Genomic DNA, 23,223 nt, shown 5'->3' with positions numbered 1-23,223 from the left:
ATACGCACGCGTTCGGTGCAATTGAAGCCCACAGGTTCTAAGCTTGCACGGATGCCAAGCACACGCCTCGCCAATCTGATTGACGGTCGCCTGCAGGCGCCCAGGGACAACCGGTGGCTCGATGTCTACGAGCCCGCCACCGGCGCAGTGTTCGCTCAATGTCCCGATTCCACGTCCGCCGATGTCGACGCTGCCGTGCAGGCCGCGCAAAAAGCGGCGCCGGAATGGATGGCTACGCCTTCCGACGAGCGCGCCCGGTTGCTCCATCGCCTGGCCGATCTGATCGAAGCCAGGCTCGATGAATTCGCGGCACTCGAATCGCGCGACAGCGGCAAGCCGGTCGCACTCGCCAAACGGCTGGACATTCCCCGCGCAGTTTCCAACCTGCGTTTTTTCGCAGCCGCCGTCATGGCGTGGGACAGCGAATCGCACGCGATGGAAAGCGGTGCGATCAATTACACCTTGCGCCGCCCGCTTGGCGTGGTGGGCTGCATCAGCCCATGGAATCTTCCGCTGTACCTTTTCACCTGGAAAATCGCTCCCGCGCTCGCGAGCGGCAACACCGTGGTGGCAAAGCCCTCCGAAATCACACCGTGCACGGTGGCATTGCTTGCAGCATTGAGCATCGAAGCAGGCTTTCCGCCCGGTGTGCTCAATATCGTGCAAGGGCGCGGTCCGACGACGGGCCAGGCCATCGTCGAGCATCCCGCCATCAAAGCCGTGTCGTTTACGGGCAGTACGCGCACAGGTGCCAGCATCGCCGCTGCAGCCGCGCCGCATTTCAAGAAAGTATCGCTGGAACTGGGCGGCAAGAACCCGGCCATCGTTTTCGCCGATGCCGATCTGAGCGACGAACATCTGGACACCATTGTTCGTTCCGGTTTCGCCAATCAAGGCGAGATCTGCCTGTGCGGCTCGCGCCTGCTGGTGCAGCGCTCAATCTACGACACGTTCCGCGAACGCTACCTTGAACGCGTCAACGCATTGCGCGTCGGCGATCCGCAGGATGCGGGCAGCGACCTTGGCGCGCTGGTATCACGCGAACACTTCGAGAAAGTGATGGGGTGCATTCAACTGGCGCGCGATGAAGGTGGACGCGTCCTTACCGGCGGACACGCATTGACGCCTCCAGGCCGCTGCGCCGAAGGCTGGTTTGTCGCACCCACCGTCATTGATGGCTTGTCGAACGACACCACCACCAATCAACAGGAAATATTCGGTCCCGTTGTCACGCTGATCCCCTTTGACGATGAAGCCGAAGCATTGGCGATCGCCAACGGCACCGGCTATGGCCTTGCCGCATCGCTGTGGACCAGCGATCTCTCGCGCGCCCACCGCATGGGTGCGCGGCTGGAATTCGGCATCGTGTGGATCAATTGCTGGCTGCTGCGCGACCTGCGCACACCGTTCGGGGGCAGCAAGCAATCCGGCGTCGGACGCGAAGGCGGCGCGGAAGCACTGCGCTTCTTCACCGAACCACGCAATATCTGCATTCGTTACTGAGGAAATCGCCGTGAGCAGCCCCCTGCAAGATCTGATCGATAGCAACCGTCGCTGGTCGGCCAGCGTGACGGATGCCGATCCGAAATTCTTCGAACGCCTGGCCACGCAGCAATCGCCCAAGTATTTGTGGATCGGCTGCTCCGACTCGCGCGTGCCCGCCACGCAGATCGTGGATCTGCCGCCCGGCGAGATCTTCGTGCAGCGCAATGTCGCCAACGTGGTCTCGCACACGGATCTGAACTGTCTCAGCGCCGTCCAATTCGCGGTGGACGTGCTGAAGGTGGAACACATCATCGTGGTCGGCCACTACGGTTGCGGCGGCATACAGGCAGTGCTGGACGAACGACGGCTCGGGCTGGTCGACAACTGGCTGCGCCACGTGGGCGATGTGGCGTACAAACACGCCGATACGCTGAACACGCTCAGCTCCATGGCCCTGCGCAACACGCGCCTGTGCGAACTCAATGCCATCGAACAGGTGCTCAACGTCTGTGCCACCACCATCGTGATGGATGCATGGGAACGCGGACAGCCGCTGGCCGTGCATGCCTGGTGCTACAGCTTGTCCAACGGACACATGCACGACCTCGACATGCATGTCGATTCGCGCGAAGCGGTACGTCCCAGCTATGAGCGCGCGCTGGAGCGCCTGATGCATCGCGTCGGAGAGCCGCGATGAGCGACGTGATACGCACGGATACGGCTCCCGCGCCCGTCGGCGCGTATCCGCATGCGCGTCGCGTAGGCGATCTGCTGTTCCTGTCGGGTGTGGGACCTCGCCAACCCGGCAGCAACGTCATTCCGGGCAATGTTCACGACGCCGACGGAAAACTGATCGGTTACGACATCGAGCAACAATGCCGGCAAGTCTTTGCCAACGTACGCGCCGTGCTGGAAGCCAGCGGTGCGCGATGGGAAGACCTGGTCGACGTCACCGTTTTCCTGACCGACATGGCGCGCGATTTCCCCGTCTACAACCGCCTCTATGCGGAGTATTTCGCGGGTGTAAATGCCTGCCGCACGACGCTTGGCATCACCGCGCTGCCAACGCCCATCGCCATCGAACTCAAGTGCATCGCTGCGCTGTCATCTGCTAATAACGGGCATTAAAAACCCCAGCTGGCAGAGCCAACCGGGGTTCTCGGTATACCGAACCGTATTACTTCAGCGATTACTTGCCGCCAGCCGTGCTGCTGGAAGCCGGGGCGCTGCTGGTAGCCTTCTTGTGCGACTTGTGGGTGGTCGAAGTACCCGACTTCGCCTTGTGATGCTTGGCGGGAGCCGCTGCGGTCGACGAAGAAGCCGGAGCAGCCGACGACTGGTCCTGGGCGAACACGGAACCGGAGAGGGCCACACCTGCAACAAGCAGAGAAGCGATCGCAAGTTTACGCATCATGATCATGAGCCTCGAGATTTGATTGCCACGGACCCGGCCGGAACCCGGCAACCTCGGGCGGCGTGGCGGTATCAACAATGCCTTGGACTCGGCATACCGGAACTGAACGGCGGAAAAAAATCATGAAGAACTGCTGACACTTTAAACAATCGGTCAAAATCAGCTTTCAAATGCTGCCTTCCGGCAGGTTTACTCTAGACATTTTTGTAACAACTGGCGGATCGTGCCCTGCACCATCGGCGCCTTCGTCGCATCCCAGGCAAAGCTTTCCTCGTGCATGTACTGGCACTGCGCCAGCTCGAGCTGCACCGCCTGGATACCCGCTTCGGGCTGGCCATAATGCCGGGTGATATACCCACCCTTGAAGCGGCCATTGAGTACAAAGTCGTAGCGTGATTGCGCCTCCATGACACCCGTGAGGCTCCACTGGAGATCGGCACCGCAACTGGCGCCATCGGCTGTCCCCAGGTTGAAGTCCGGCAGGCGTCCCTCGAACAGCATCGGTACATGGCTGCGGATGGAATGCCCGTCCCACAGCACGACATGACCGTGTTGCGCCTTCAGACGTGCGATTTCTTCTGCGAGCGCCTGGTGATAAGGACGCCACCAGGTCTCGATCCGCTGATCGATCTCATCGGCGCCCGGCTCCTGACTGTCCAGATACAACGGCTCGCCATCGAAGCCGATGGTCGGCACAAGACCGGTTTCGCGGCGCCCCGGATACAACGCATGTCCGTCGGCGGGGCGATTCAAGTCGACCACGTAGCGCGACACCACCGGCTTGATCACGCTGGCGCCCAGCTCCCGGGCAAGCGGCTCGTACAGCTGGGCCACGTGCCAGTCGGTATCGGGTGCGCGACGCGCAGGCGGTCGCAAACGCCTCGACAGATCATCCGGAATGTAGCTGCCGTTGTGCGGCAGACTGATCAGCAGCGGCGCGTTGCCGCGCTCAAGGGCGAATGTCTCCATCCCCCGAGTGTGACGGTTTCCCTATCAATGCAGCAACAACAACTCCTCCGCCGCCGTGGGGTGGATGGCTATGGCGGTTTTGAGGTCGTGCCAGTACAGGCCCTTCTGCATGGCCACCGCAAAACCTTGCAGCAATTCATCGCTGCCGGGTCCCAGCACGTGGATTCCTACGACGCGGCGCTCTTCTCCGACGCAAACCAGCTTCACGACACTCTGCTCCGAGCGGCCCGCCACCATCCATTGCAGCGGCGTATAGCGACTGCTATGCACGCTGACGGTATCGCCGTAGCGAGCATGCGCCTGCTGCTCGGTCAGGCCGACCATGCCGAGCGGCGGCTCGGAGAAGACCACACTGGGAATGGCGCTGTCGTCGAAACGAGCATCGGCAAGGCCGCCTATCAACCGATCCGCCAGCGCACGCCCCGCGGCCACGGCTACCGGCGTCAGCGCCTTGCGATCGGTGACATCGCCGACGGCGTAAACACCCGGCACACTGGTGTTCTGATAGGCGTCGACCAGGATATGACCGTGCTCATCGCAGGCAATGCCGAGGCTTTCCAGCCCGATATCGCCGCTATTCGGCGTGCGTCCGATGGCCCATAGCAGCGCATCGTAGTTTCCGTACCCGGCGCCGCTGTCGGTTTCCAGCGTGATATCGCCTGGCCGACCGCGCGCCGCTGTCACTCGCACGTTGCGCAACACGCGAATGCCATGTGCCTGCATCTGCAACGACAAAGCTTCGACCAACTCACCGTCGAATCCAGTCAAGAGGTTCTCGCGCACGAGCAGATCCACTTCACAGCCCAACGCGCGCAGAACGCCCGCAAATTCCACCGCGATGTATCCCGCCCCCACGACGGCGATGCGTTTCGGTGGCGACTCCAGCGCGAAGATATCGTCTGACAGCATGCCAAGCTCGAAGCCGGGTATGTCCAGGCGACGTGGGCGAGCGCCGGTTGCGATCACGACATGCCGTGCGCTCGCGCGTGTGCCGGCTTGGGTGGCGACTGCATCCGTTGAAACCAAACGCGCAGTTTCCCTAATGACGCGAATGCCGGCCGCATCGAGGCGTGCGTCGTAACGGCGACGGATGCCGGCGATGTACTGATCGCGCAGTTGTCGAAAGCGTGCCCAATCCAGCCGCATCGGCGTCGTTTCGAAACCGTAGTCCGCGGCGAGACGATGCATGTCGGCCATCTGCGCGGCAAACCACATGGCCTTCTTGGGTACGCATCCTCGATTCACGCATGTGCCGCCCAGCGCATCCGGGTCGAACAGCGCGACGCTCGCGCCCAGTCGCGCCGCGCGCTGAGCAACGCTCAATCCGCCGGAGCCGGATCCCAGGACGATCAGATCGAAGCCGTCGCTCATCATCCATCTCCTTCGTGCGGCAAGCATGTCAATGCGTCGTTACAAACCAAAGCGTGCAGGTGAGTAAGGCGTAGGGTCGAAGGTGGGTTGCTTGCCGCCAAACTGTGCCGCGACGAGTTCGCCGGTCGCTGCCGACATGCTGACGCCGAGCATGCCGTGCGCAGTCGCAAGATGAAGATTGGACCATCGCGTACTAGGGCCGATGATCGGTACTTCGTCCACGCTCATCGGTCGCCAGCCCCACCATTCTTCCTGCAGTTCGGGCCCTTCCGGCTCATGCAGGTTTGCCGCCGCGCCACGGCGCAGGGCATCGATGCGGGTGCGGTTGAGTCCTTCGGCATAGCCGGAAAACTCCATCGTGCTGCCGAGACGAAAACCGCTGTCCCACGTGGTGATGCATACCGCCGCCTCTCGCAACACCAGCGGATAGCGAGGTACGCGCGTCGGTCGACTGTAAGTGAGCGAATAGCCCTTGCCTGGCTGCATAGGCAAGCGCAAGCCGAGTCGCCGGCCCAGCAAGGGAGACCAGGCGCCAAGCGCAAGCAGCACACGGTCGCCTGCGAAGTCGCCATGCGTCGTACCGACACGCGTGATGCGTTGTCCATCCGTTTCGAAGCGGTCGATCCTGGCGCCCGTTTCGATCACGCCACCGCGTTCGCGCACCAGCCGCGCAAGCTCGGCCACGTAACGATCGGGGCGCAAACGCGCATCTTCCGGATGGAACAGGCCGCCCCGAACGCCCGGCTTGAGCACCGGTTCCATCGCCTCGACGTCTTCTCCGCGCAAACGCTGCACGGGAATACCCAGGCGATCGAGAAGGCTGGCGTGATGACGCTCGTCCGCCGCCAGCTTGGCTGCGCTGCGGTACACGTAGAGCCCACCCGATTCGACGAATTCGCAGTCCAGCTTTTCCTCGCGTACCAGCTCGTCGAGCAGGCGACGGGAGCGCTGCAGAATGGCCGACCGCGCCTGTGCGGCATGCTGAAAATCACGCCAGTTGCAGTGCCGGGCAAAGCCCAGCAGCCAGCGCAGGCGGGGACCATCAAGCCGGGGGTTGAGGTAAAGCGGAGCGTCGGACCGAAGCATCGAACGCAAAGCCACGCCCAGCATGCCCGGCATCGCCAACGGCGCCGCATGGCTCGGGGTGATCGTGCCGCAGTTGCCGTGCGAGCTGCCACACCCGGGCGTACCCTGCTCCAGCACACGCACGCTGGCGCCGCCTTTGAGCAGATAAAGCGCGCAGGAAAGCCCAATTACACCGCCACCAAGTATCAATACATCGCTGCGGGAAGCATCCATCGGCCCATTGTAGCGGTCGGGGATGTTCAAATTGGTACTTGCGCCCGAGCAAACAACGTTGCAGGCTGGTGTCGCGCAACCACGACATACCCCATGCCGATGCGTATACCGATTGTGATGTGCCTGTTTTGCACGACCGTGCTGCTGGCATCCACCAGTCTGCGCGCACAAACGTCTGCGCCTTCCACTCGCCAATTGCTGACTCACTTCGGCACCGCACCCAACGGCCTGGCGCGCTATGACTACCTCACCTCGGTCATGCCGTTGTTCGACAAGGACAAAGACAAGGACAACAAGATGCTCGCGCAACAGCTCCTCGCTACTGTGGATAGCGAGCTTGGGCTGTACAACGAAGCGATGATGGCCTTCCCGTTCGACAATCGGGTGGCATTGCCCAAGTCGACGCTACTGCCTCGCGCGGAGAATTGGCATAGCGTCGATGCCGCCGATGCCGTTGTCGAACTTGCCTCGCAACATCGCATCGTGATGATCAACGAATCCCATCACGATGCGCACACGCGCGAGCTGACATTGGCCTTGCTGCCGCGCCTGCGTGCGCTGGGTTTTCGGTATTTTGCCGCCGAGGCGCTGGGCGATAAGGACGCCGATCTGATGCGCCGTGGCTACGTGATCGACACATCAGGCAGCGAATACCTGCTCGAACCGTTGTATGGCGAAATCATTCGCCAGGCCATCAAGCTCGGCTACATCATCGTGCCATACGACTCCGATGCAAGCCCCGAAGAGGATCGCGACACGGTTCAGGCCCATACGCTTTACGAAAAGGTTTTCGCCAAGGACCCGCAAGCCAAGCTCTTCGTACACGCGGGCTACTCGCATATCGACAAAGCTGCCGGCAATCTCGGCGACAACATCCAGCCGATGGCCAAGCAGCTGAAGCAACTGACCGGCGAGGACCCGCTGTGCGTGGATCAGGTGCAATTTCGCGACGTAGCCGTCGGCGGGATCGACTTTGGCTATTACGCCGCGGTCGCTTTGCGCTTTCCGTCGGATGTACCTATCGCCTTGCGGGATCGTGGCAGCCCTGCCTATTGGAGTTCCGATCCGCGGATGCATGACATCACCGTCATTCTTCCGCCCGCCTCGCCACAAGATCTGGATGTCACTGGCTCGATGACCTCCGACCAACTGCGCCGCATCATCATATTGCCCCGCCCCCCCTTCAACCTTGACGTGCGGCCTTACTGGCTGTCGCTCAGTGGCAGGCGTATCACGTACAAGATCGATACCGACCTTTGCACCGGGCAGGTTCCCTGCGTGGTAGACGCGTATTACCCCGACGAACCGGACAACGCGGTCCCGGCCGATCGCTATACCTTCGTCAAAGCCCATGCACACAACGTGCTGTACCTCTACCCGGGGCACTACCGTCTTCGCGCATGGAATGCCGAAGGCAAAACACTGTCCCAGCTGCAGATTGACGTTCCGACGCACTGATCGCGCCGAAGGAATCATCAACTAGCGCACGCCCAAGGCTTGCAGCTCAAGGATTACGCGTGTAATCTCGATTCGAGACTACACATGTAATCCAAAAGGAGCCGACCGATGCCGCAGGCCTCCACGCCCATCAGCGACGCCGAAAGTCGCGTCATGGAAACGCTTTGGCAGGAAGCGCCGCTTTCGTCCGAGCAAATCGTCGCCGCCGTGCAGGCAAACAGCGACTGGCACGAGAAAACCGTTCGCACCCTGCTCAATCGCCTGCTGGGGAAAGGTGCCGTGCAGGTCACGCGCGATGGCCGTCGCTACCTCTACTCGCCCGTGCTCAGTCGCGCGCAATGGCAATCGCAGGAAAGTCACAGCCTGCTCGATCGTGTCTTCGGCGGACGTGTCGCGCCGCTGCTCGCGCATTTCAGCCAGCACGAAAAGTTGTCCCCAAATGACATCGCCGAATTGCGCAAGCTGATCGATGCTATCGAGCGCAAGGAACGTTGATCATGAATGCGATGCTTTTACGGATGCTGCTCACCACCACGGCAGGCCTGGCGACGGTGCTGATGCTGCGCAAGCCTGTACGCCACTTGTTCGGCGCGGGACCCGCGTTCACGCTGTGGGCATCGCCGTGGGTGATGGCGGTGACGCCGTGGTTGCCGGCTCCGGTCAAAACGTGGTCGCTGCAGCCGGTCATTTCGACACTCTCGATGCAAGCACTGCCTGCTACCTATGCAGCGGCAGCGGACACCTATTCCTGGCTCGTTGCAGTGTGGTTGCTCGGCATCGCATACGGCACGATGCATTTGAGCTTTCGTTACATACGCTTGGTACGCGGCTGCCGTGCGATGCCGCAAGCCATGCAACAGCGATTGCTTGCCGAGCATCCCGACCTGACCAGGCGGCGCCTGCGATTGCACGCAGCAGGCCCGGCCGTGATGTGGGCACCACGGGCCCGTGTTCTGTTGCCCAAGGATTTTCTGGAACGCTACGACGCCGATGCACGCGCGATGGTGCTGCTCCATGAATGCGCCCATCTGCGCCGCGGCGATGCGTGGTGGAGTCTGCTGAGCGAATGCGCACTCGTGCTGCTGTGGTTTCACCCGATCGCGTGGCTTGCACTGCCACGTTTCCAACTGGACCTGGAACTCGCTTGCGACGAAAGCGTGCTTCGCGCCTCGCCGCAGCACGAACTCTGCTACGCACAAACCCTCATGCGCAGCACCGGCGTGGATGCCCAGCCGGCCATGATCCCCTGGCTCGCCGAGCCACAATTGAAGGAGCGCCTGACCATGATTAGCCGTCCATCCCGTAGTGTCTGGCGTCGTCGATTCGGCTATGTCGCATGGGTCGCGTTGCTCATCAGCAGTGCCGCCCTTGCGCAGTCCGCATCTGCGCCGCCCGCCGATGCCCCGCCCAAGTTGGATTGGCACGACAACGGCCCCATGCCGCCGTACCCGCCCGGCCCCGCCAAGAATCGCGAGCAAGGCATGGTGATGCTGAAAGTACTCGTGGAGGCCGACGGCACGGCGCGCAAGGTGGACGTCGACAGCGATAGCACAAAGGCATCCCCCGAGCTGGCGAAGGCCGCCAGCGACGCCGCCATGAAGTGGCGCTACAACCCGAAAGTCGAAAACGGCAAGGCCGTGGAAGGATGGGTGAAGGTCCCTGTGCTTTTCAGCCTGTCTCCGTTGCCGCCAAGGCCACCGGGCGCTCCCTTCGGCCCGGGTCCGCTTCCGCCGCCTCCCCCGCCCGGCGGCATGCTGCCCCCGCCACCTCCGCCACCGGCTCCGATGACGGCTCCCACCTCGTCCAGCTCCTGAGAACTTCCATCCAAACTATTGATTTGATATAACCTCGGCGCAGACAACGCCGAGGTTTTTTATGGCCCTGGCTGATACAGGGGATTCGAAAAGGCACCGATCGACCGGCCATGCGCTGCGCCTGGCTGCGCTCGCCGGCCTGCTTGTGCTGCTCGCCGCCTGTGCCAGCAGCCCCCGGCACGAGGCCACCTATAAGCCGTCGCAGTCCGGACTCGCCGACGAACCCGCCCGCGCGCCGGAAAATTCCGTAGGCACCGCCAACGACGTGCTGTTCCGCGCCATGGCCCTGGTCGGCACGCCTTACCACTACGGCGGCAACACGCCCGCAGGCGGCTTCGATTGCAGCGGGCTGGTCGATTACATCTACCGCAACGCCGCCAATATCCTGCTGCCGCACAGCTCCCGCGACATGGCCTCGGTCAACGGGGTGAAGGTTCGCAGCATGGACGACCTGGTCAGCGGCGACCTGGTCTTCTTCAGCATCGGCGGCGGCATCAGCCATGTAGGCGTCTACGTGGGTAAAGGCCGATTCGTGCACGCCCCGAACAGCGGCGGCACCGTCCGCCTGGACGATATCGACGGCCCGTATTGGCGCGATCACTTCGCCTACGGCAAGCGCCTCCTCGACTGACTCCCCCTGCTTGTTATGTCGTGATGCGCCTTCTTCACGAAAATTATATTGTGCACAATTAAATTTGATGCTATCGTTCTTTCCATGACATCCAGCCTTAAGCCAACCCTGCTTCTCGACGAACAGCTTTGCTTCGCGCTGTACGCCGCCTCGCGCCGCATGACGGCGACCTATCGGCCGTTACTCGATGCGCTCGGCCTGACCTACCCGCAATACCTGGTCATGCTGGTGCTGTGGGAGCGCGACGGCCTCACCGTGCGTGAACTCGGCGAACGACTGCAGCTGGATTCGGGCACCCTGACGCCCCTGCTCAAGCGCCTGGAGCAGGCCGACCTGGTCGGTCGGCGTCGCCGCAAGAGCGACGAGCGCGAGGTGGAAATCACTTTGACCCAGGCCGGCCGTAACTTGCATGAGCGCGCCCTCGACGTGCCGCGCTGCCTGGCCAACCGTCTTTGCATGTCCGCTGACGAATTCATGCGTCTGCGCGACGAACTTAAATCCCTGGCGGCTCAACTGGCCGCCCCCACCGACGAGCGAGACTGAAACCATGAGCAACCCTGTGAAGATTCTCTACACCGCAACCGCCACCGCCAAAGGTGGTCGTGAAGGCCATATCCACAGCAGCGACGGCGTGCTGGATTTCGATCTCAAAGTGCCGAAGGAACTCGGCGGCCCGGGTGGGCACGGCAGCAATCCGGAGCAGTTGTTCGCTGCCGGCTACGCCGCATGCTTCGAAGGCGCCATCCGCTTTGTGGCAAGCCAGAAGAAAATCGCGCTGAAGGAAGCCTCGGTGACCGGACACGTCGGCATCGGCCCGCGCGAACCGACCGGTTTCGGCATCGCCGTGAAGCTTGAAGTGAGCCTGCCGGGCCTGGACCGCGCTGTCGCGCAGGAACTGGTCGATACCGCCCACCGCGACATCTGCCCGTACTCGCATGCCACGCGCGGCAATGTGGATGTGCAGATCGCGCTGGTCTGATTTCTACGCGATCCGAAAAACGACAACGGCGCCCGAGGGCGCCGTTGTTTTTGCTTTTGCTCTCCCCGCAAAACAACGGTGAGAGAAAGGTCCTCGCTCAGTGCGCTTCGGCACCCGGCGGGTGCGCATGGCCGTGCTGGATTTCTTCCTCGGTGGCATCGCGCACTTCCTGCACCGCCACGTCGAAGTTCAGCGTCTTGCCAGCCATGGGGTGATTCAGGTCGACATCGACCGTGCTCATGCCCACCTTCTGCACCGTCACGGCGCGCTGTCCGCCCTGCTTGAGCGAAAGCACGGTCACCATGCCGGGCTTGAGGCGATTGGCCTGCTGGAAATACTTCTTCGGCACGCGCTGGATCTGGCCTTCCTGGCGCTCGCCGTAACCTTCGGCCGGCGGAATCTCCACCTGCAGCGTATCGCCGGCACCGTGATCTTCCAGCGCCTTTTCCAGACCGGGAATCAGCTGGCCATGGCCTAGCAGAATCCACAACGGCTGACCGCCCTCCTGCGAGCTCTCAACCTTCTCGCCGTCCACGGTAAGCGTGTAGTGGAACGCGATGACCTTGTCCTTCCCAGCCTTCATTGCCTATCTCTCGGTAGAAACGAAAACGGCGATTCTATCAGCTGCGGGCCTTGCCGAAGCCCACGCCGCGCGCTTCCGGCCCCAGCCAGACCAGCAGCGCCAGCAGCAGCGCCACGGCCGCGATCCACAGCGACATCACCCAAGGCAGCCCCAGGCCGTGCTGGCTGGCAAGCCATGACTGTGCCGTCGCGGTGCCGGCGGCAAGCAGGTTGCCCATCTGGTAGGCAAAACCCGGCAGCGTGCCGCGCACGGCATCCGGCGACAGTTCGTTCAGGTGCGTTGGCACCACGCCCCAGGCGCCCTGCACCATCACCTGGATCAGGAACGCGCCAATACCCAGCGCCCACAGCGAACCGCCAAAGGTCCACAGCGGTATCACCGGAATGGCGAGCAATGCCGCGATGATCATGGCGCGGCGGCGACCGATCTTCTCCGACCACGCTCCAAAGTAAATGCCACCCACCAGGGCACCGAGATTGAGCAGCGCCACCAGCACGAAAGCCGCGCTCGAACCGGTCGGCAGATGCAGATTCACTTCCTCGAAGGTGTGATACATGTCCTGCGAGCCGTGGCTGAACATGTTGAACGCCGCCATCAGGCACATGAGGTAGATCGCCAGCTTCCAGTGGCCGCGCATCGCTTCGCCGAGGCTGCGCTTGCCGTGCTCGGCCTGGTTGGCCTGCCACGCCGGCGACTCGGGCACCTTGCTGCGGATATAGAGCACCAGCAGCGCGGGCAGCGCGCCGACGATAAACAGGCCACGCCAGCCGATGTGATCGACCAGCAGCCAATTCACCAGCGCCCCGAGGAAGAAACCGCAGGGATAACCGCTTTGCAGCAGTCCCGACACCAGCCCGCGCGACTTCGGCGGGATCGACTCCATCACCAGCGACGCGCCGATACCCCATTCGCCGCCCATCGCCACGCCGAACAGGAAACGCAGCACCAGCAACACGGTGATCGATGGCGAAAAGGCGGTCGCCAGTTCGAACAGCGAAAACAGAATCACGTCGATCATCAGTACCGGCCGACGCCCGTAGCGATCGGCGAGCCGGCCGAACAGGAACGCACCTACGGGGCGCGCGGCCAGGGTGAGGAAGATGCCCAGCGTCACCTTGGTTCTGTCGACGCCGAATTCGTTGGCAATGCTGACGACCACGAAGGTGTACATGAAATAATCGAACGCATCGAGCGTCCAACCCAGGAAACTCGCCAGCACGGTATGCCGTTGCTCGTGATTCAACTCGCGCAGGGCGGACAGGACGGACATGCAAAACTCCTGGTTCGTGACCGCAGGAGGCTATCACGCTCCTCATGCCGATCGGCGGCGAAGTCACCGTTCGTGTATACTCGGGAACTGGACCACGCCCGTTCGGGCAAAATTCCTCGGTCCCAATCGGTAAATCTCAACTTAGCGACGCGGTTCTGCATGAAGGCTCCGGGTTGCACTGGAGCTTCTAATGTCATTCGAATCGCTGGGCCTTGTCCCCGCGTTGCTGCGCGCGCTTGCCGAACAAGGCTACGCCGAACCCACTCCCATCCAGGCCGGCGCCATTCCGGTGGTACTGGAAGGCCATGACCTGCTTGCTGCCGCACAAACCGGCACGGGCAAGACCGCCGCCTTCGCGCTGCCGCTGCTGCAGCGCATGTCCGCCGCCGCGGCAACCGGCGCCCGTCGTCCGCGCGCATTGATCCTGACGCCGACGCGCGAGCTCGCTGCGCAGATCAACGACAACATGCGCGATTACGGCAAGCATCTGCGCGTAAGCACGGCCGTGATCTTCGGCGGCGTGAGCATGGGCCCGCAGGTGAACGCGCTGCGTCGCGGCGTCGATGTCGTCATCGCGACGCCGGGCCGCCTGGTCGACCATATGCAACAGCGCACGATCGACCTGCGCGGCATCGACGTGCTGGTGCTGGACGAAGCCGACCGCATGCTGGACATGGGCTTCCTGCCTTCGCTCAAGCGCATCATCGGCGCATTGCCGACCGAGCGTCAGACGCTGTTGTTCTCGGCAACGTTTGCGCCGGAGATCAAATCGCTGGCGATGCAATTCATGCGGTCGCCGCGCGAAGTGTCCGTCACGCCGGCCAACAGTGTCGCCACAACGGTAAGCCATCATGTGCATCCGGTCGACGCCGCACGCAAGCGCGATCTGCTGCTTCACGTGCTGAGCCAGGACAGCCGCCGGCAGACGCTGGTGTTCAGTCGTACGAAACACGGTGCCGACAAGCTGGTGCGTTACCTGGAGCAATCCGGTCTGCGTGCCGCGGCGATTCACGGCAACAAGAGCCAGAATGCACGCACACGCGCACTCGCCGACTTCAAGAGCGGTCGCGTCACGGTGCTGGTGGCGACCGATATCGCGGCGCGAGGCATCGACATCGATCAGTTGCCGATCGTGATCAACTACGACCTGCCGATGGTGGCGGAAGACTACGTGCACCGCATCGGCCGCACGGGTCGTGCCGGTGCCGACGGTATGGCGCTGTCGCTGGTGTCGCACGACGAATCCGGCTTGCTGCGCGACATCCGCAAGTTGCTGGCGCAGGACATCGCGATCAACGAAGTGGCCGGCTTTGAGCCTTCCGCACCGCTGCGACTGGACGCCCATGCACCGCGTCCGAAGCAAGGTCAGCGCCAACCGCGTCCGCAACGTCAAGGCGGTTCGTCGCATCGTCCGCATGGGCATGCGCAGAACAATGGCAAGGGCGACCATGCCATGGGCAATCGCAAGCGTCGTGCGCGCCGCGGACGGCCCGCTGCAAAAGCGTAACCCCTTTTCTTGCGAAGCCTCGCATAGATTCCGTCATTCCGGCGCAGGCCGGAATGACGAAGAGGGAGATGCAGTCCCTGGTAAACCTTAGTCGTCGGAACGAACCAGCGCGGTAAGCACGTGGTCTTCCCACACGCCTGCGATCTGCAAATAACGCTTCGCATAACCTTCGCGCTCAAAGCCAAGCTGCGCCAGCAACCGCGCGCTGCGCTCATTGCGTGGCAGGTAATTGGCCATCACGCGATGCAATCCCAGTTCGCCGAATGCCCAGGCGATGCCTGGCTCCAGGACTTCGCGCATCAGTCCCTGCCCTTGCATGCGTTCGGCCACGCCATAACCGAGGTGACAAGCCTGAAACGCGCCGCGCACGACGTTGGCGAACGTAAAAGTGGCCAGCACGGTTTCTTCGTCGACATCGAAAGCGATCAGCGGATACCCGCGATCGAGGTTCGCGTTTTCGCGACCGTCCTCGATCGACTTCACGCAATGCGTCAGCGTGTAGTACTCCGATTCGCGCAGCGGCTCCCACGGTGCGAGGTGCGCGCGATTTTCCACGCGAAATTGCAGCAATTTCAGCGCGTCGGAGGTATCGGCCAGGCGGATACGCGCACGGGACGTCTGCAAGTAGGGTAATGCGATCACACGCTCTCCCGCTTCGGCATCAAGGCGCCGATTCTCGATGGAAACTGCAAGGACAGCCGGGTTTCAGCGTTCCTGATCCGTCGGGCGAAGCAGCACTTCGTTGATGCATACATAATCCGGCCGCGTCACGCAAAACAGAATCGTATCGGCAATATCCTCGGCCTGGAGCTGTCGCATTTCACCGGCACGCGCGTTGACAGCCTGGCGACTCGCCGCGTGGCCGATGTGATCGCGCAATTCCGTATCGACCATGCCCGGCTCGATCACGCTGACGCGGATATTGTCCTTGTACACCTCCCGCCGCAGTGATTCGGAAAACCCGACCACGCCGAACTTGGTCGCCGCATAAGCTCCCGAGTTGGGATTGGCAACGCGGCCCGCCACCGACGACACGTTCACGATGTGACCATCGCGACGCGCACGCATGCCGGCCAGTGCCGCCTGCGACGATGCGATCAGGCTCAGGACATTCAACTCCAGCATGCTGCGCCAGCGGCCGAGATCCGCTTCGGCGACCGGCTCCAGGTACATCACGCCCGCATTGTTGATCAGGATGTCGAGGCGGCCAAAACGCGCCTCGGTTTCTTTCACGATGCGCTGAGCTTCGTCCTCGCGCACCAGATCGGCGACGAGCACCAGCGGCTCGGCACCCAGCCCTGCCAGCTTCTCGGCGAGCTGATCCAGCCGGTCCTTGCGCCGCGCCGCGATAGCCACCTTGGCGCCTTGTTCGGCCAAAGCGAGCGCGGTGGCTTCCCCGATGCCAGACGAAGCCCCCGTTACCAGCGCAACACGGCTTTTCAAACGGTTTTGCATGTTGTTTTCCCGATCACCGGACGTGGGACAGCTTTAATCAAGGGTATGGCCGCTGCGGGCTGTTACAATAGCGACTATTCTCTTGCATGCCCTCGTGCATGCCACGTCGAGGTTTCCCCCATGTCGTCCCCGTCCTCCGACTCCACTCCGGCCTCCGCTGGGTTCTCTGCGCTCGCGCTCACGCCGGAAGTGCTGAAGGCACTGTCCGATGTGGGCTATGAAGCGCCCTCGCCGATCCAGGCCGCGACCATTCCATCGCTGCTGGAAGGACGCGACGTGCTCGGCCAGGCGCAGACCGGCACCGGCAAGACGGCCGCTTTCGCATTGCCTATCCTTTCGCGTCTGGAGTTGCGCCCCGGCAAGCCGCAGGCGCTCGTGCTTGCGCCGACGCGCGAATTGGCCATCCAGGTGGCTGAAGCATTCCAGCGTTACGCCACGCATATGCCCGGTTTCCAGGTGCTTCCGATCTACGGCGGCCAGAGCTACGGCCCGCAGCTGCATGCATTGCGGCGTGGCGTGCACGTGGTGGTGGGAACGCCGGGTCGCGTGATCGATCACCTCGATCGCAAGACGCTCGATCTTTCCGAGCTGCGCTTCATCGTGCTCGACGAAGCCGACGAAATGCTACGCATGGGCTTTATCGACGACGTCGAAAAAGTGCTGCAAGCCACGCCGCCGGAGCGTCAGGTGGCGCTGTTCTCCGCCACCATGCCGCCGCCGATCCGCAAGATCGCCCAGCAGCATCTGAAAGATCCGGTGGAAGTCACCATCAAGGCTGCCACCACCACGGCAGCAAACATCCGCCAGCGCTACTGGTGGGTGAGCGGCATGCACAAGCTCGATGCGATGACGCGCATCCTGGAAGCCGAGCCGTTCGACGCGATGATCATCTTCGCGCGCACCAAGCAGGCCACCGAGGAACTCGCCGAGAAACTGCAGGCGCGCGGCCTCGCCGCGGCGGCCATCAATGGCGACATCGCGCAACCGCAGCGCGAACGGGTGATCCAGCAGCTCAAGGACGGCAAGCTCGACATTCTCGTCGCCACCGACGTCGCCGCGCGCGGCCTGGACGTCGAACGCATCAGCCACGTGTTGAACTACGACATTCCCTACGACACCGAAAGCTACGTGCATCGCATCGGCCGCACCGGTCGCGCGGGACGCAGCGGCGAAGCGATCCTGTTCGTGACGCCGCGCGAGAAAGGCATGTTGCGCGCCATCGAACGCGCCACCCGCCAGCCGATCGAGGAAATGAAACTTCCCACGGTCGAAGCGGTGAACGACCGCCGCATCGCGCGCTTCAAGCAGAGCATCGCCGATACGCTGGCCATCGGCAGCCTGGATCAGTTCCAGCAATTGATCGAACAGTTCGAGCAGGAACACAACGTTCCGGCTATCGAAATCGCCGCCGCACTGGCGCGCATCGCGCAGGGCGATCGTCCGCTTTTGCTGGAGCCGCCCGCGAAACGCGAACACGCGCGCGCCGCACCCGAACACGACGGCGAGAAGCGCCGGCCGTCGCGTGAGCCGCGTGAATCGCGCGAGCCGCGTCATCGCGACGAAGGGCACGGGCAGCGCGATTTCGCATCGCGTCAGATCCGTCCGCACGCAACGGAAGCAGGCAAGCGCACCTATCGCATCGAAGTGGGCCACGAGCACGGCGTGAAGCCGGGCAACATCATCGGCGCCATCGCCAATGAAGCAGGACTGGAAAGCCAATTCATCGGCCGCCTCAGCATCCGTGGCGACTACAGCCTGATCGACCTGCCCGATGGCATGCCCGGCGAAGTCTTCCAGCACCTTAAAAAGGTCTGGGTGAACCAGCAGATGCTGCGCATCAGCGAATGGGATGGCAACGAGGACGGCGGCGGCGAACGTCCGCCGCGCAAAGCCGGCTTCAAGCCGCCGCACGCGCGCGGCCACGCCGGCAAGCCGCGTTCGCATGGCCAAGGTTCACACGGCCAAGGCGGCGGCAAGCCGCCGCGCCGCAAGTAACGCGCATTGTTCAAGATCGGCAACGCTGCGTTCTGCGGCGTTTGTCGATGCAAACGGCCCTGTCGGCCCATACTTGCGAGTAACGATCCTTACACGTTGCCGCCATGAACGCGTTGCCCAGCCTTTACATCTCGCACGGTTCGCCGATGACGGCCCTGCATCCCGGCAAGGTCGGGGAACGTCTTGCCGCGCTTGCACCGACATTGCCTCGCCCCAAGGCCATCGTCATCGCCACGGCACATTGGCTGGCGCATGCGCCGACGGTGGGCGGTTCGGCGCAACCGGAAACCATCCACGATTTCTACGGGTTTCCGCGCGAGCTGTTCGAGATTCGCTATCCCGCGCCAGGCGCGCCCGCTGTCGCTGCAAAGGTGATGCAACTGCTCGAACGCGCGGAGCTGTCGCCGACACTAGATGCCGGCCACGGTCTCGACCACGGTGCATGGGTACCGCTGCGTCTTCTTTATCCGCAGGCCGACATTCCCGTGGTGCCGTTGTCGATCCAGCCAAATCTTGGACCCGCGCACCAGTACGCAGTAGGACGCGCGCTGGCACCGCTGCGCGAAGAAGGTGTGTTGATCATCGGCTCGGGCAGCATCACCCACAACCTGCACGATTTTCGTGCGGGTTACAGCGAGGAACGCGAGGCGCCGTATGTCCGTCCGTTCATCGGATGGGTCGAGCAGAAGCTCGCGGCCGGCGACGTCGACGCCTTGCTCGATTACCGTCGCCAGGCGCCTTTTGCCGAGCGTGCGCATCCCACCGATGAACACTTCCTGCCGCTGTATGTCGCGCTCGGTGCTGCGGGAGAGCACACCAACGCGCAGCGCATCGACGCCGGCGTCGACCTCGGCTTCCTTGCCATGGACATCTATCGCTTCGACACGCAGGAAGCCGCTGTCACTTCACAATGATGGTTCCCACCATCATGGGATGGATCGAGCAGTAATAGGTGTAGGTTCCCGGCCTGGAAAGCGTCACGACGTGGGTGTCTCCCGTATCCAAGGCCTTGGACGGTGTGAATAACGCACCCGCACTGGTCACGACATGCGGTTCCTCGTCGCGATTGACCCATACCACGTAGGCGCCGGTCGGCACCGTGATCGTCTTTGGCTCGAACGCGAAGTTGTGGATCGCAACCTGATAAACCTTTGCGCCCTTTGGAGGGAGCGCATCCGCGGCCGATGCGTTTCCGGCGATGCCCGACAACGCCGTCATGACGAGAAGTGCGCAGAGGATTCTGAATGCCATCATCGCATTCATGCCAACTCCTCCTCCGTGACAGCAAGCGCGCCGGAACCGCGCACATGTCGCACGTCGCGAACGCCCAGGTAGCGATGCAGCGCATCGGCCGTCACGCTCTGCAGCGGCCCGGGGCCAGAACCTACTCCCGGCGCGGGTTGCGGATAGGCGGTCGAACGCGCGGTGTAAAAAGTGATGCTGCCTTCCACCTTCTGCTGGATCTGGTGGATATGCCCGTTCAACACGGTGACCGACCCGAAGCGGCGCAAGTAAGTCATCGCCTGTGCACTATCGTCCGTACCCCAACCCCATTGCGGATAGAGCGACCATAGCGGCATGTGCGCGAACACCACCAGCGGCGTTTCCGATGACAATCCGGCGAGATCGTTCTTCAGCCAGGCAAGTTGATCCTCACCGAGAGAACCCAGGCCACCCGCTTTCAGGTTCAGAACGTTGATCAAACCGACGAAGTGCACGCCCCCCTGATCGAAGCTGTACCAGCCACCGGCCTGTTGTCGTTCGCCGAACCGACGAAAGAACTCCGCACCGTTGTCGCCGATGACATCGTGTTCGCCGGGCACATAGAAAACCTTGCCGATGTGCGCTTCCTGCACGAGTCCGGCCAGAGTATCGAATTCGTCCGGCTTGGACAGATGCGTCAGGTCGCCCGTATGCATCACAAACGCCGGACGAATCGCCTGACTCCTGATCGTCGCCAGCGATTGGCGCAATGTGCCCGCCACGTCCATGTTCGGCGCCTTGTGAAAGCCGATGTGCGAATCGCTGATCTGCACAAAACTGAAACTTGAGTCCTGAGCACCAGCTCCCTCGCTCAACGGAAGCGCCTGCAGCACGCCGCTTTTCATCAGCCACAGCGTGCCGGCCCCGGCGGCCATGCATTTGAGGAACTGCCTCCGACCCTCGGCCGGGTTGTCGTGAGTGTCTTGCATGATTGGATGCTCCATATGGGCAGGGCGGCCACTCCACCCTCACCTGCATTACCAGCCTTTCCGATGGCCTATTCCGGGTTTTGTGCGGAGGGAATAAAGTCGCGGCAACTGCGGTAATACCTTTCATGCCAGCTGACTTTCACCGCATTGCCTCAGGTCGACCTGCCGCCGGAAGCACGAGCTTCGAGGCGCAGGTTCTGCCGTACCTGGACGCGGCCTACAACCTGGCGCGCTGGCTGGCGCGCGACGACGCGGATGCCCAGGATGTGGTGCAGGAAGCGATGCTGCGCGCCTTTCGTTACTTCGACAGTTTTCGCGGCGGCGATGCGCGCGTCTGGCTGCTCGCCATCGTGCGCAACACCTTTTACTCGCTGCGCATGAAGGTCCCGCCCGACGGCATGCAGGAAACCTTCGACGACGACGCTCATGCGGTCGTCGACGAACAACCCACACCCGAAGCACGCATGCTCATCGCACTGGATGTCGGCGCCTTGCAGAAGGCACTGGAAAACCTGCCCCACCCGTTGCGCGAGACGATCGTGCTGCGCGAACTCGAAGAATGTTCGTACAAGGAAATCGCGTCGATAACGGGACAGAAAATCGGCACCGTCATGTCGCGCCTCGCGCGCGCACGCGAACGGCTAAGAGCCGAACTGACACGTCATTCCACGGAGGTGCGCCGTCATGATGTGCAATGACGCCAGGCTGCTTCTGCACGCCTACCTCGACGACGAGCTCGACGCTGCGCAAAGCGTCGCGATCACCCGGCACATGCACAGTTGCGAGGCATGCACGGCAAGCTATGCCCAATACACGGAACTGCGCAAAGCGCTGTCGCAACCGTCGCTGTATCGACGTGCACCCGATGCGTTGCGTGCGCAATGGCAAGCCCCAAAATCATCCACGGCCGCCGCTTCCAAACCGCGTCGGCGGTTGGTCGGCCTTGCCATGGCCGCCGGTTTCGTCGGCGCATTGCTGCTCGTGGCACCCACCTGGTTCTACCTGTGGCAACAGCATGGCGCAAATACGAATCAGCTGGCCGATGAAGTCGTCTCCAGCCATCTCCGCTCCATGCAGCCGCAGCATCTGATGGATGTGGTTTCGACAGACCAGCACACGGTGAAGCCGTGGTTCGAAGGCAAACTCGACTTTTCACCGCGCGTGAAGGATCTGAGCGACGAGGGCTTTCCATTGATCGGCGGCCGGCTCGATGCGCTGGAAGGACACAGCGTCGCCGCGCTGATCTACAAGCGCCGCCTGCATGTCATCAATCTTTATCAGTGGCCATCCGCATCGACAGCGTCCGCATCGGTCGCCACGCAATGGCACGGTTACACGGTGATTCGGTGGACGGCCGGCAACATGAACTACGTCGCCGTATCCGACGTCAACGAAGCCGATCTGCGGAAGTTCACCCTTGCCTTTCAGGACGACGTGACCACGCCGCCTATGCGCTGATCGTGAGCCGGGTGTTCACGCTGGCGAAAAGGCAACCCAGTCTTCGAGCGTAAGCGGCGCCAGGCCGTGCGCCAATCGCGCCTTGTCGCATTGCGGATTCGCCACACCGGACTCCCACGACGGCGACACTTCCCGACAGGTGGAAGGGCGCTGCTCGTAAATGCTGCAAGAGGCCTCGCGACCAACCGTGCCTTTCAGCGCCACGCAGCGAGGGTGCGCCGCCCACGTGCCGCGCATCGCCATCCGGTGCGCATCGATTTTCTCGGCGAGCTCGGGCGGCACCTGCCCGCCCATGGACGGCTCCGCCTCGGACCAATGGAAACTCACTCGGAAACTGGCACAACAGGCGCCGCAGCGCAGGCACGGATGAAGCCCGCTCACCATCACCCTATCCTTAAAGCGAACCGCTGAACGTATCGCACTGCTGGATATCGCCGCTCTGCAGCCCCGTCTTGAACCACTTCACGCGCTGGGCGGAGGTGCCATGGGTAAATGAATCCGGCACCACCGTGCCGCGCGCCTCGCGCTGCAGAGTATCGTCACCGATCTGGCTGGCCGCATTGAGCGCCGATTCCACATCGCCCGGCTGCAGCCATTGCAGGCGCTGCTGCGTGCGATTGGCCCAGACGCCTGCAAAACAATCGGCCTGGAGTTCCTGCCGCACCGATAGACCGTCTGCGCCTTCCATCGGCACACCTTGCCGTTGCAGTTGGCTGACCTTGTCGAAGATACCTAGCTGGTTCTGCACGTGATGACCCACTTCGTGCGCAATGACGTAGGCGCGCGCGAAATCGCCGCTGGCGTGAAAGCGCGTATCCAGCTCCCGGAAGAAATCCAGATCCAGATACACCTTCTGATCGCCCGGACAATAGAACGGCCCGACCGCTGTCGATGCCGCGCCACAGGCGGTACTCACACCGCCACTGAAAAGATCCAGCGTGGGATCGGTATAGGTGCGCCCCATGCCGCTGAACATGTCGCCCCATGTCTTTTCGGTCGATCCGAGGATCTTCTCGACAAACAGCTTCTGCTCGGGATCCACCTGCGCAGGCTGGCCACTGGGCGCGTAGGCACCGGGTTGGCCACCGCCCTGGTCCAGCAATGCCAAGGGATTCTTGAAGAAGATCCAGCCGAGCAGCGCGAGGATGATCAGGCCACCAAGGCCCATCCGGCCGCCGCCGAAACGGGGACCGCCACCACCGCCGCTGTCGACCTCGACGTTCTGACTCTGCTCGCCTTTCTGCCAGTCCATAAGTCCCCCGACGTGCCCGGTTCAGTGGTCGGCCGGCCGCTCAGGCCATGTCCCACAGCATCGCACCAAAAAGCTACAGTGACACCTTCTT

General features: G+C 62.6%; 26 protein-coding genes. 14 read left to right on the top strand and 12 right to left on the bottom strand.

Annotated elements, in window-relative coordinates; genetic code table 11:
• Nucleotides 1-51 precede the first annotated feature (51 nt).
• Genes DWU99_RS08630 through DWU99_RS08620 form a run of 3 tightly spaced genes read left to right on the top strand, consistent with a single transcriptional unit; the run spans nt 52 to nt 2,613 of the window.
• The gene (locus DWU99_RS08630; protein WP_115477596.1) at nt 52-1,503 is read left to right on the top strand and encodes an aldehyde dehydrogenase; all 1,452 of its coding nucleotides are present in this window, start codon (nt 52-54) and stop codon (nt 1,501-1,503) included.
• A gap of 10 nt (nt 1,504-1,513) precedes the next feature.
• On the top strand, nt 1,514-2,182 hold the full coding sequence (gene can, locus DWU99_RS08625) for a carbonate dehydratase (RefSeq protein ID WP_115477595.1): 669 nt from the start codon (nt 1,514-1,516) through the stop codon (nt 2,180-2,182).
• A complete protein-coding gene (locus DWU99_RS08620) occupies nt 2,179-2,613 on the top strand; it encodes a RidA family protein (RefSeq protein WP_115477594.1) in 435 nt (144 codons plus the stop codon). Before can ends, DWU99_RS08620 begins: the two co-directional genes overlap by 4 nt.
• 61 nt (nt 2,614-2,674) lie before the next feature.
• On the opposite strand, the gene DWU99_RS08615 is transcribed toward DWU99_RS08620, so the two are convergent.
• The 4 genes from DWU99_RS08615 to DWU99_RS08600 form a co-directional block, all read right to left on the bottom strand.
• Nucleotides 2,675-2,899 carry a hypothetical protein gene (locus tag DWU99_RS08615; protein WP_147292901.1) on the bottom strand — a complete coding sequence of 75 codons (225 nt, stop codon included), beginning with the start codon at nt 2,897-2,899 and terminating at the stop codon, nt 2,675-2,677.
• A 189-nt stretch (nt 2,900-3,088) separates the two neighbouring features.
• Nucleotides 3,089-3,868: an N-formylglutamate deformylase gene (gene hutG, locus DWU99_RS08610; protein WP_115477592.1), complete on the bottom strand. Its 780-nt coding sequence runs from the start codon at nt 3,866-3,868 to the stop codon at nt 3,089-3,091.
• A gap of 24 nt (nt 3,869-3,892) precedes the next feature.
• Entirely contained in the window at nt 3,893-5,239 is a 1,347-nt protein-coding gene (gene gorA, locus DWU99_RS08605; protein ID WP_115477591.1) for a glutathione-disulfide reductase, read from the bottom strand.
• A 39-nt stretch (nt 5,240-5,278) separates the two neighbouring features.
• Nucleotides 5,279-6,538: an NAD(P)/FAD-dependent oxidoreductase gene (locus DWU99_RS08600; protein WP_115477590.1), complete on the bottom strand. Its 1,260-nt coding sequence runs from the start codon at nt 6,536-6,538 to the stop codon at nt 5,279-5,281.
• A gap of 93 nt (nt 6,539-6,631) precedes the next feature.
• Here DWU99_RS08600 and DWU99_RS08595 point away from each other — a divergent pair, with 93 nt between their 5' ends.
• The 6 genes from DWU99_RS08595 to DWU99_RS08570 all read left to right on the top strand — a co-directional run bounded on the left by DWU99_RS08595 (nt 6,632) and on the right by DWU99_RS08570 (nt 11,420).
• Entirely contained in the window at nt 6,632-7,996 is a 1,365-nt protein-coding gene (locus DWU99_RS08595; protein WP_115477589.1) for a hypothetical protein, read from the top strand.
• 108 nt (nt 7,997-8,104) lie between these two features.
• A complete protein-coding gene (locus DWU99_RS08590; RefSeq protein WP_115477588.1) occupies nt 8,105-8,491 on the top strand; it encodes a BlaI/MecI/CopY family transcriptional regulator in 387 nt (128 codons plus the stop codon).
• A gap of 2 nt (nt 8,492-8,493) precedes the next feature.
• Nucleotides 8,494-9,810 (top strand): TonB family protein, encoded by a 1,317-nt coding sequence (locus tag DWU99_RS08585; RefSeq protein ID WP_115477587.1) that lies wholly within the window; start codon nt 8,494-8,496, stop codon nt 9,808-9,810.
• Nucleotides 9,811-9,871: 61 nt separating this feature from the next.
• The gene (locus DWU99_RS08580; protein WP_115477586.1) at nt 9,872-10,441 is read left to right on the top strand and encodes a C40 family peptidase; all 570 of its coding nucleotides are present in this window, start codon (nt 9,872-9,874) and stop codon (nt 10,439-10,441) included.
• A gap of 84 nt (nt 10,442-10,525) precedes the next feature.
• On the top strand, nt 10,526-10,984 hold the full coding sequence (locus DWU99_RS08575) for a MarR family winged helix-turn-helix transcriptional regulator (protein WP_115477585.1): 459 nt from the start codon (nt 10,526-10,528) through the stop codon (nt 10,982-10,984).
• A 4-nt stretch (nt 10,985-10,988) separates the two neighbouring features.
• A complete protein-coding gene (locus tag DWU99_RS08570; RefSeq protein ID WP_115477584.1) occupies nt 10,989-11,420 on the top strand; it encodes an organic hydroperoxide resistance protein in 432 nt (143 codons plus the stop codon).
• Nucleotides 11,421-11,517: 97 nt separating this feature from the next.
• Here DWU99_RS08570 and DWU99_RS08565 read toward each other — a convergent pair whose 3' ends face one another.
• On the bottom strand, nt 11,518-12,003 hold the full coding sequence (locus DWU99_RS08565) for an FKBP-type peptidyl-prolyl cis-trans isomerase (RefSeq protein WP_115477583.1): 486 nt from the start codon (nt 12,001-12,003) through the stop codon (nt 11,518-11,520).
• A 37-nt stretch (nt 12,004-12,040) separates the two neighbouring features.
• Nucleotides 12,041-13,273 carry an MFS transporter gene (locus DWU99_RS08560; RefSeq protein ID WP_115477582.1) on the bottom strand — a complete coding sequence of 411 codons (1,233 nt, stop codon included), beginning with the start codon at nt 13,271-13,273 and terminating at the stop codon, nt 12,041-12,043.
• Nucleotides 13,274-13,463: 190 nt separating this feature from the next.
• On the opposite strand from DWU99_RS08560, the gene DWU99_RS08555 reads away from it, so the two are divergent.
• Entirely contained in the window at nt 13,464-14,780 is a 1,317-nt protein-coding gene (locus DWU99_RS08555; protein ID WP_115477581.1) for a DEAD/DEAH box helicase, read from the top strand.
• A gap of 87 nt (nt 14,781-14,867) precedes the next feature.
• On the opposite strand, the gene DWU99_RS08550 is transcribed toward DWU99_RS08555, so the two are convergent.
• The gene (locus DWU99_RS08550; protein ID WP_115477580.1) at nt 14,868-15,422 is read right to left on the bottom strand and encodes a GNAT family N-acetyltransferase; all 555 of its coding nucleotides are present in this window, start codon (nt 15,420-15,422) and stop codon (nt 14,868-14,870) included.
• 63 nt (nt 15,423-15,485) lie between these two features.
• Nucleotides 15,486-16,235: an SDR family NAD(P)-dependent oxidoreductase gene (locus tag DWU99_RS08545; RefSeq protein WP_115477579.1), complete on the bottom strand. Its 750-nt coding sequence runs from the start codon at nt 16,233-16,235 to the stop codon at nt 15,486-15,488.
• Nucleotides 16,236-16,355: 120 nt separating this feature from the next.
• On the opposite strand from DWU99_RS08545, the gene DWU99_RS08540 reads away from it, so the two are divergent.
• Both DWU99_RS08540 and DWU99_RS08535 read left to right on the top strand, forming a co-directional pair.
• Nucleotides 16,356-18,230 (top strand): DEAD/DEAH box helicase, encoded by a 1,875-nt coding sequence (locus DWU99_RS08540; RefSeq protein ID WP_115477578.1) that lies wholly within the window; start codon nt 16,356-16,358, stop codon nt 18,228-18,230.
• A gap of 104 nt (nt 18,231-18,334) precedes the next feature.
• Nucleotides 18,335-19,144, top strand: a complete 810-nt coding sequence (locus DWU99_RS08535; RefSeq protein ID WP_115477577.1) for a DODA-type extradiol aromatic ring-opening family dioxygenase — start codon at nt 18,335-18,337, stop codon at nt 19,142-19,144.
• On the opposite strand, the gene DWU99_RS08530 is transcribed toward DWU99_RS08535, so the two are convergent.
• Together DWU99_RS08530 and DWU99_RS08525 are read right to left on the bottom strand one after the other, a co-directional pair.
• Nucleotides 19,131-19,493 carry a cupredoxin domain-containing protein gene (locus DWU99_RS08530; protein WP_115477576.1) on the bottom strand — a complete coding sequence of 121 codons (363 nt, stop codon included), beginning with the start codon at nt 19,491-19,493 and terminating at the stop codon, nt 19,131-19,133. The two genes, DWU99_RS08535 and DWU99_RS08530, sit on opposite strands and share 14 nt — an antisense overlap.
• A complete protein-coding gene (locus tag DWU99_RS08525) occupies nt 19,490-20,422 on the bottom strand; it encodes a metallophosphoesterase family protein (protein ID WP_199535738.1) in 933 nt (310 codons plus the stop codon). The genes DWU99_RS08530 and DWU99_RS08525 overlap by 4 nt, the downstream gene beginning before the upstream one ends.
• Nucleotides 20,423-20,547: 125 nt before the next feature.
• On the opposite strand from DWU99_RS08525, the gene DWU99_RS08520 reads away from it, so the two are divergent.
• Nucleotides 20,548-21,120 carry a sigma-70 family RNA polymerase sigma factor gene (locus tag DWU99_RS08520; RefSeq protein ID WP_115477574.1) on the top strand — a complete coding sequence of 191 codons (573 nt, stop codon included), beginning with the start codon at nt 20,548-20,550 and terminating at the stop codon, nt 21,118-21,120.
• A complete protein-coding gene (locus DWU99_RS08515; RefSeq protein ID WP_115477573.1) occupies nt 21,107-21,880 on the top strand; it encodes an anti-sigma factor family protein in 774 nt (257 codons plus the stop codon). Before DWU99_RS08520 ends, DWU99_RS08515 begins: the two co-directional genes overlap by 14 nt.
• 15 nt (nt 21,881-21,895) lie before the next feature.
• On the opposite strand, the gene DWU99_RS08510 is transcribed toward DWU99_RS08515, so the two are convergent.
• Nucleotides 21,896-22,264, bottom strand: coding sequence for a YkgJ family cysteine cluster protein (locus tag DWU99_RS08510; protein WP_115477572.1), 369 nt, complete (start codon nt 22,262-22,264; stop codon nt 21,896-21,898).
• A 10-nt stretch (nt 22,265-22,274) separates the two neighbouring features.
• Nucleotides 22,275-23,132, bottom strand: a complete 858-nt coding sequence (ypfJ, locus tag DWU99_RS08505; RefSeq protein ID WP_115477571.1) for a KPN_02809 family neutral zinc metallopeptidase — start codon at nt 23,130-23,132, stop codon at nt 22,275-22,277.
• Nucleotides 23,133-23,223: the final 91 nt, after the last annotated feature.

Origin of the sequence: Dyella psychrodurans, assembly GCF_003363265.1 — a bacterium.
Taxonomy (GTDB): domain Bacteria; phylum Pseudomonadota; class Gammaproteobacteria; order Xanthomonadales; family Rhodanobacteraceae; genus Dyella_B; species Dyella_B psychrodurans.
This window is presented reverse-complemented; position numbering and strand designations above follow the sequence as displayed.

Coding starts and splice junctions, on each gene's coding strand:
- DWU99_RS08630 (WP_115477596.1), top strand. CDS start 52: ATGCCAAGCACACGCCTCGCCAATCTGATTGACGGTCGCCTGCAGGCG.
- DWU99_RS08620 (WP_115477594.1), top strand. CDS start 2,179: ATGAGCGACGTGATACGCACGGATACGGCTCCCGCGCCCGTCGGCGCG.
- DWU99_RS08615 (WP_147292901.1), bottom strand. CDS start 2,899: ATGATGCGTAAACTTGCGATCGCTTCTCTGCTTGTTGCAGGTGTGGCC.
- hutG (WP_115477592.1), bottom strand. CDS start 3,868: ATGGAGACATTCGCCCTTGAGCGCGGCAACGCGCCGCTGCTGATCAGT.
- gorA (WP_115477591.1), bottom strand. CDS start 5,239: ATGAGCGACGGCTTCGATCTGATCGTCCTGGGATCCGGCTCCGGCGGA.
- DWU99_RS08600 (WP_115477590.1), bottom strand. CDS start 6,538: ATGGATGCTTCCCGCAGCGATGTATTGATACTTGGTGGCGGTGTAATT.
- DWU99_RS08595 (WP_115477589.1), top strand. CDS start 6,632: ATGCCGATGCGTATACCGATTGTGATGTGCCTGTTTTGCACGACCGTG.
- DWU99_RS08590 (WP_115477588.1), top strand. CDS start 8,105: ATGCCGCAGGCCTCCACGCCCATCAGCGACGCCGAAAGTCGCGTCATG.
- DWU99_RS08585 (WP_115477587.1), top strand. CDS start 8,494: ATGAATGCGATGCTTTTACGGATGCTGCTCACCACCACGGCAGGCCTG.
- DWU99_RS08580 (WP_115477586.1), top strand. CDS start 9,872: ATGGCCCTGGCTGATACAGGGGATTCGAAAAGGCACCGATCGACCGGC.
- DWU99_RS08575 (WP_115477585.1), top strand. CDS start 10,526: ATGACATCCAGCCTTAAGCCAACCCTGCTTCTCGACGAACAGCTTTGC.
- DWU99_RS08570 (WP_115477584.1), top strand. CDS start 10,989: ATGAGCAACCCTGTGAAGATTCTCTACACCGCAACCGCCACCGCCAAA.
- DWU99_RS08565 (WP_115477583.1), bottom strand. CDS start 12,003: ATGAAGGCTGGGAAGGACAAGGTCATCGCGTTCCACTACACGCTTACC.
- DWU99_RS08560 (WP_115477582.1), bottom strand. CDS start 13,273: ATGTCCGTCCTGTCCGCCCTGCGCGAGTTGAATCACGAGCAACGGCAT.
- DWU99_RS08555 (WP_115477581.1), top strand. CDS start 13,464: ATGTCATTCGAATCGCTGGGCCTTGTCCCCGCGTTGCTGCGCGCGCTT.
- DWU99_RS08545 (WP_115477579.1), bottom strand. CDS start 16,235: ATGCAAAACCGTTTGAAAAGCCGTGTTGCGCTGGTAACGGGGGCTTCG.
- DWU99_RS08540 (WP_115477578.1), top strand. CDS start 16,356: ATGTCGTCCCCGTCCTCCGACTCCACTCCGGCCTCCGCTGGGTTCTCT.
- DWU99_RS08535 (WP_115477577.1), top strand. CDS start 18,335: ATGAACGCGTTGCCCAGCCTTTACATCTCGCACGGTTCGCCGATGACG.
- DWU99_RS08530 (WP_115477576.1), bottom strand. CDS start 19,493: ATGAATGCGATGATGGCATTCAGAATCCTCTGCGCACTTCTCGTCATG.
- DWU99_RS08525 (WP_199535738.1), bottom strand. CDS start 20,422: ATGCAAGACACTCACGACAACCCGGCCGAGGGTCGGAGGCAGTTCCTC.
- DWU99_RS08520 (WP_115477574.1), top strand. CDS start 20,548: ATGCCAGCTGACTTTCACCGCATTGCCTCAGGTCGACCTGCCGCCGGA.
- DWU99_RS08515 (WP_115477573.1), top strand. CDS start 21,107: ATGATGTGCAATGACGCCAGGCTGCTTCTGCACGCCTACCTCGACGAC.
- DWU99_RS08510 (WP_115477572.1), bottom strand. CDS start 22,264: ATGGTGAGCGGGCTTCATCCGTGCCTGCGCTGCGGCGCCTGTTGTGCC.
- ypfJ (WP_115477571.1), bottom strand. CDS start 23,132: ATGGACTGGCAGAAAGGCGAGCAGAGTCAGAACGTCGAGGTCGACAGC.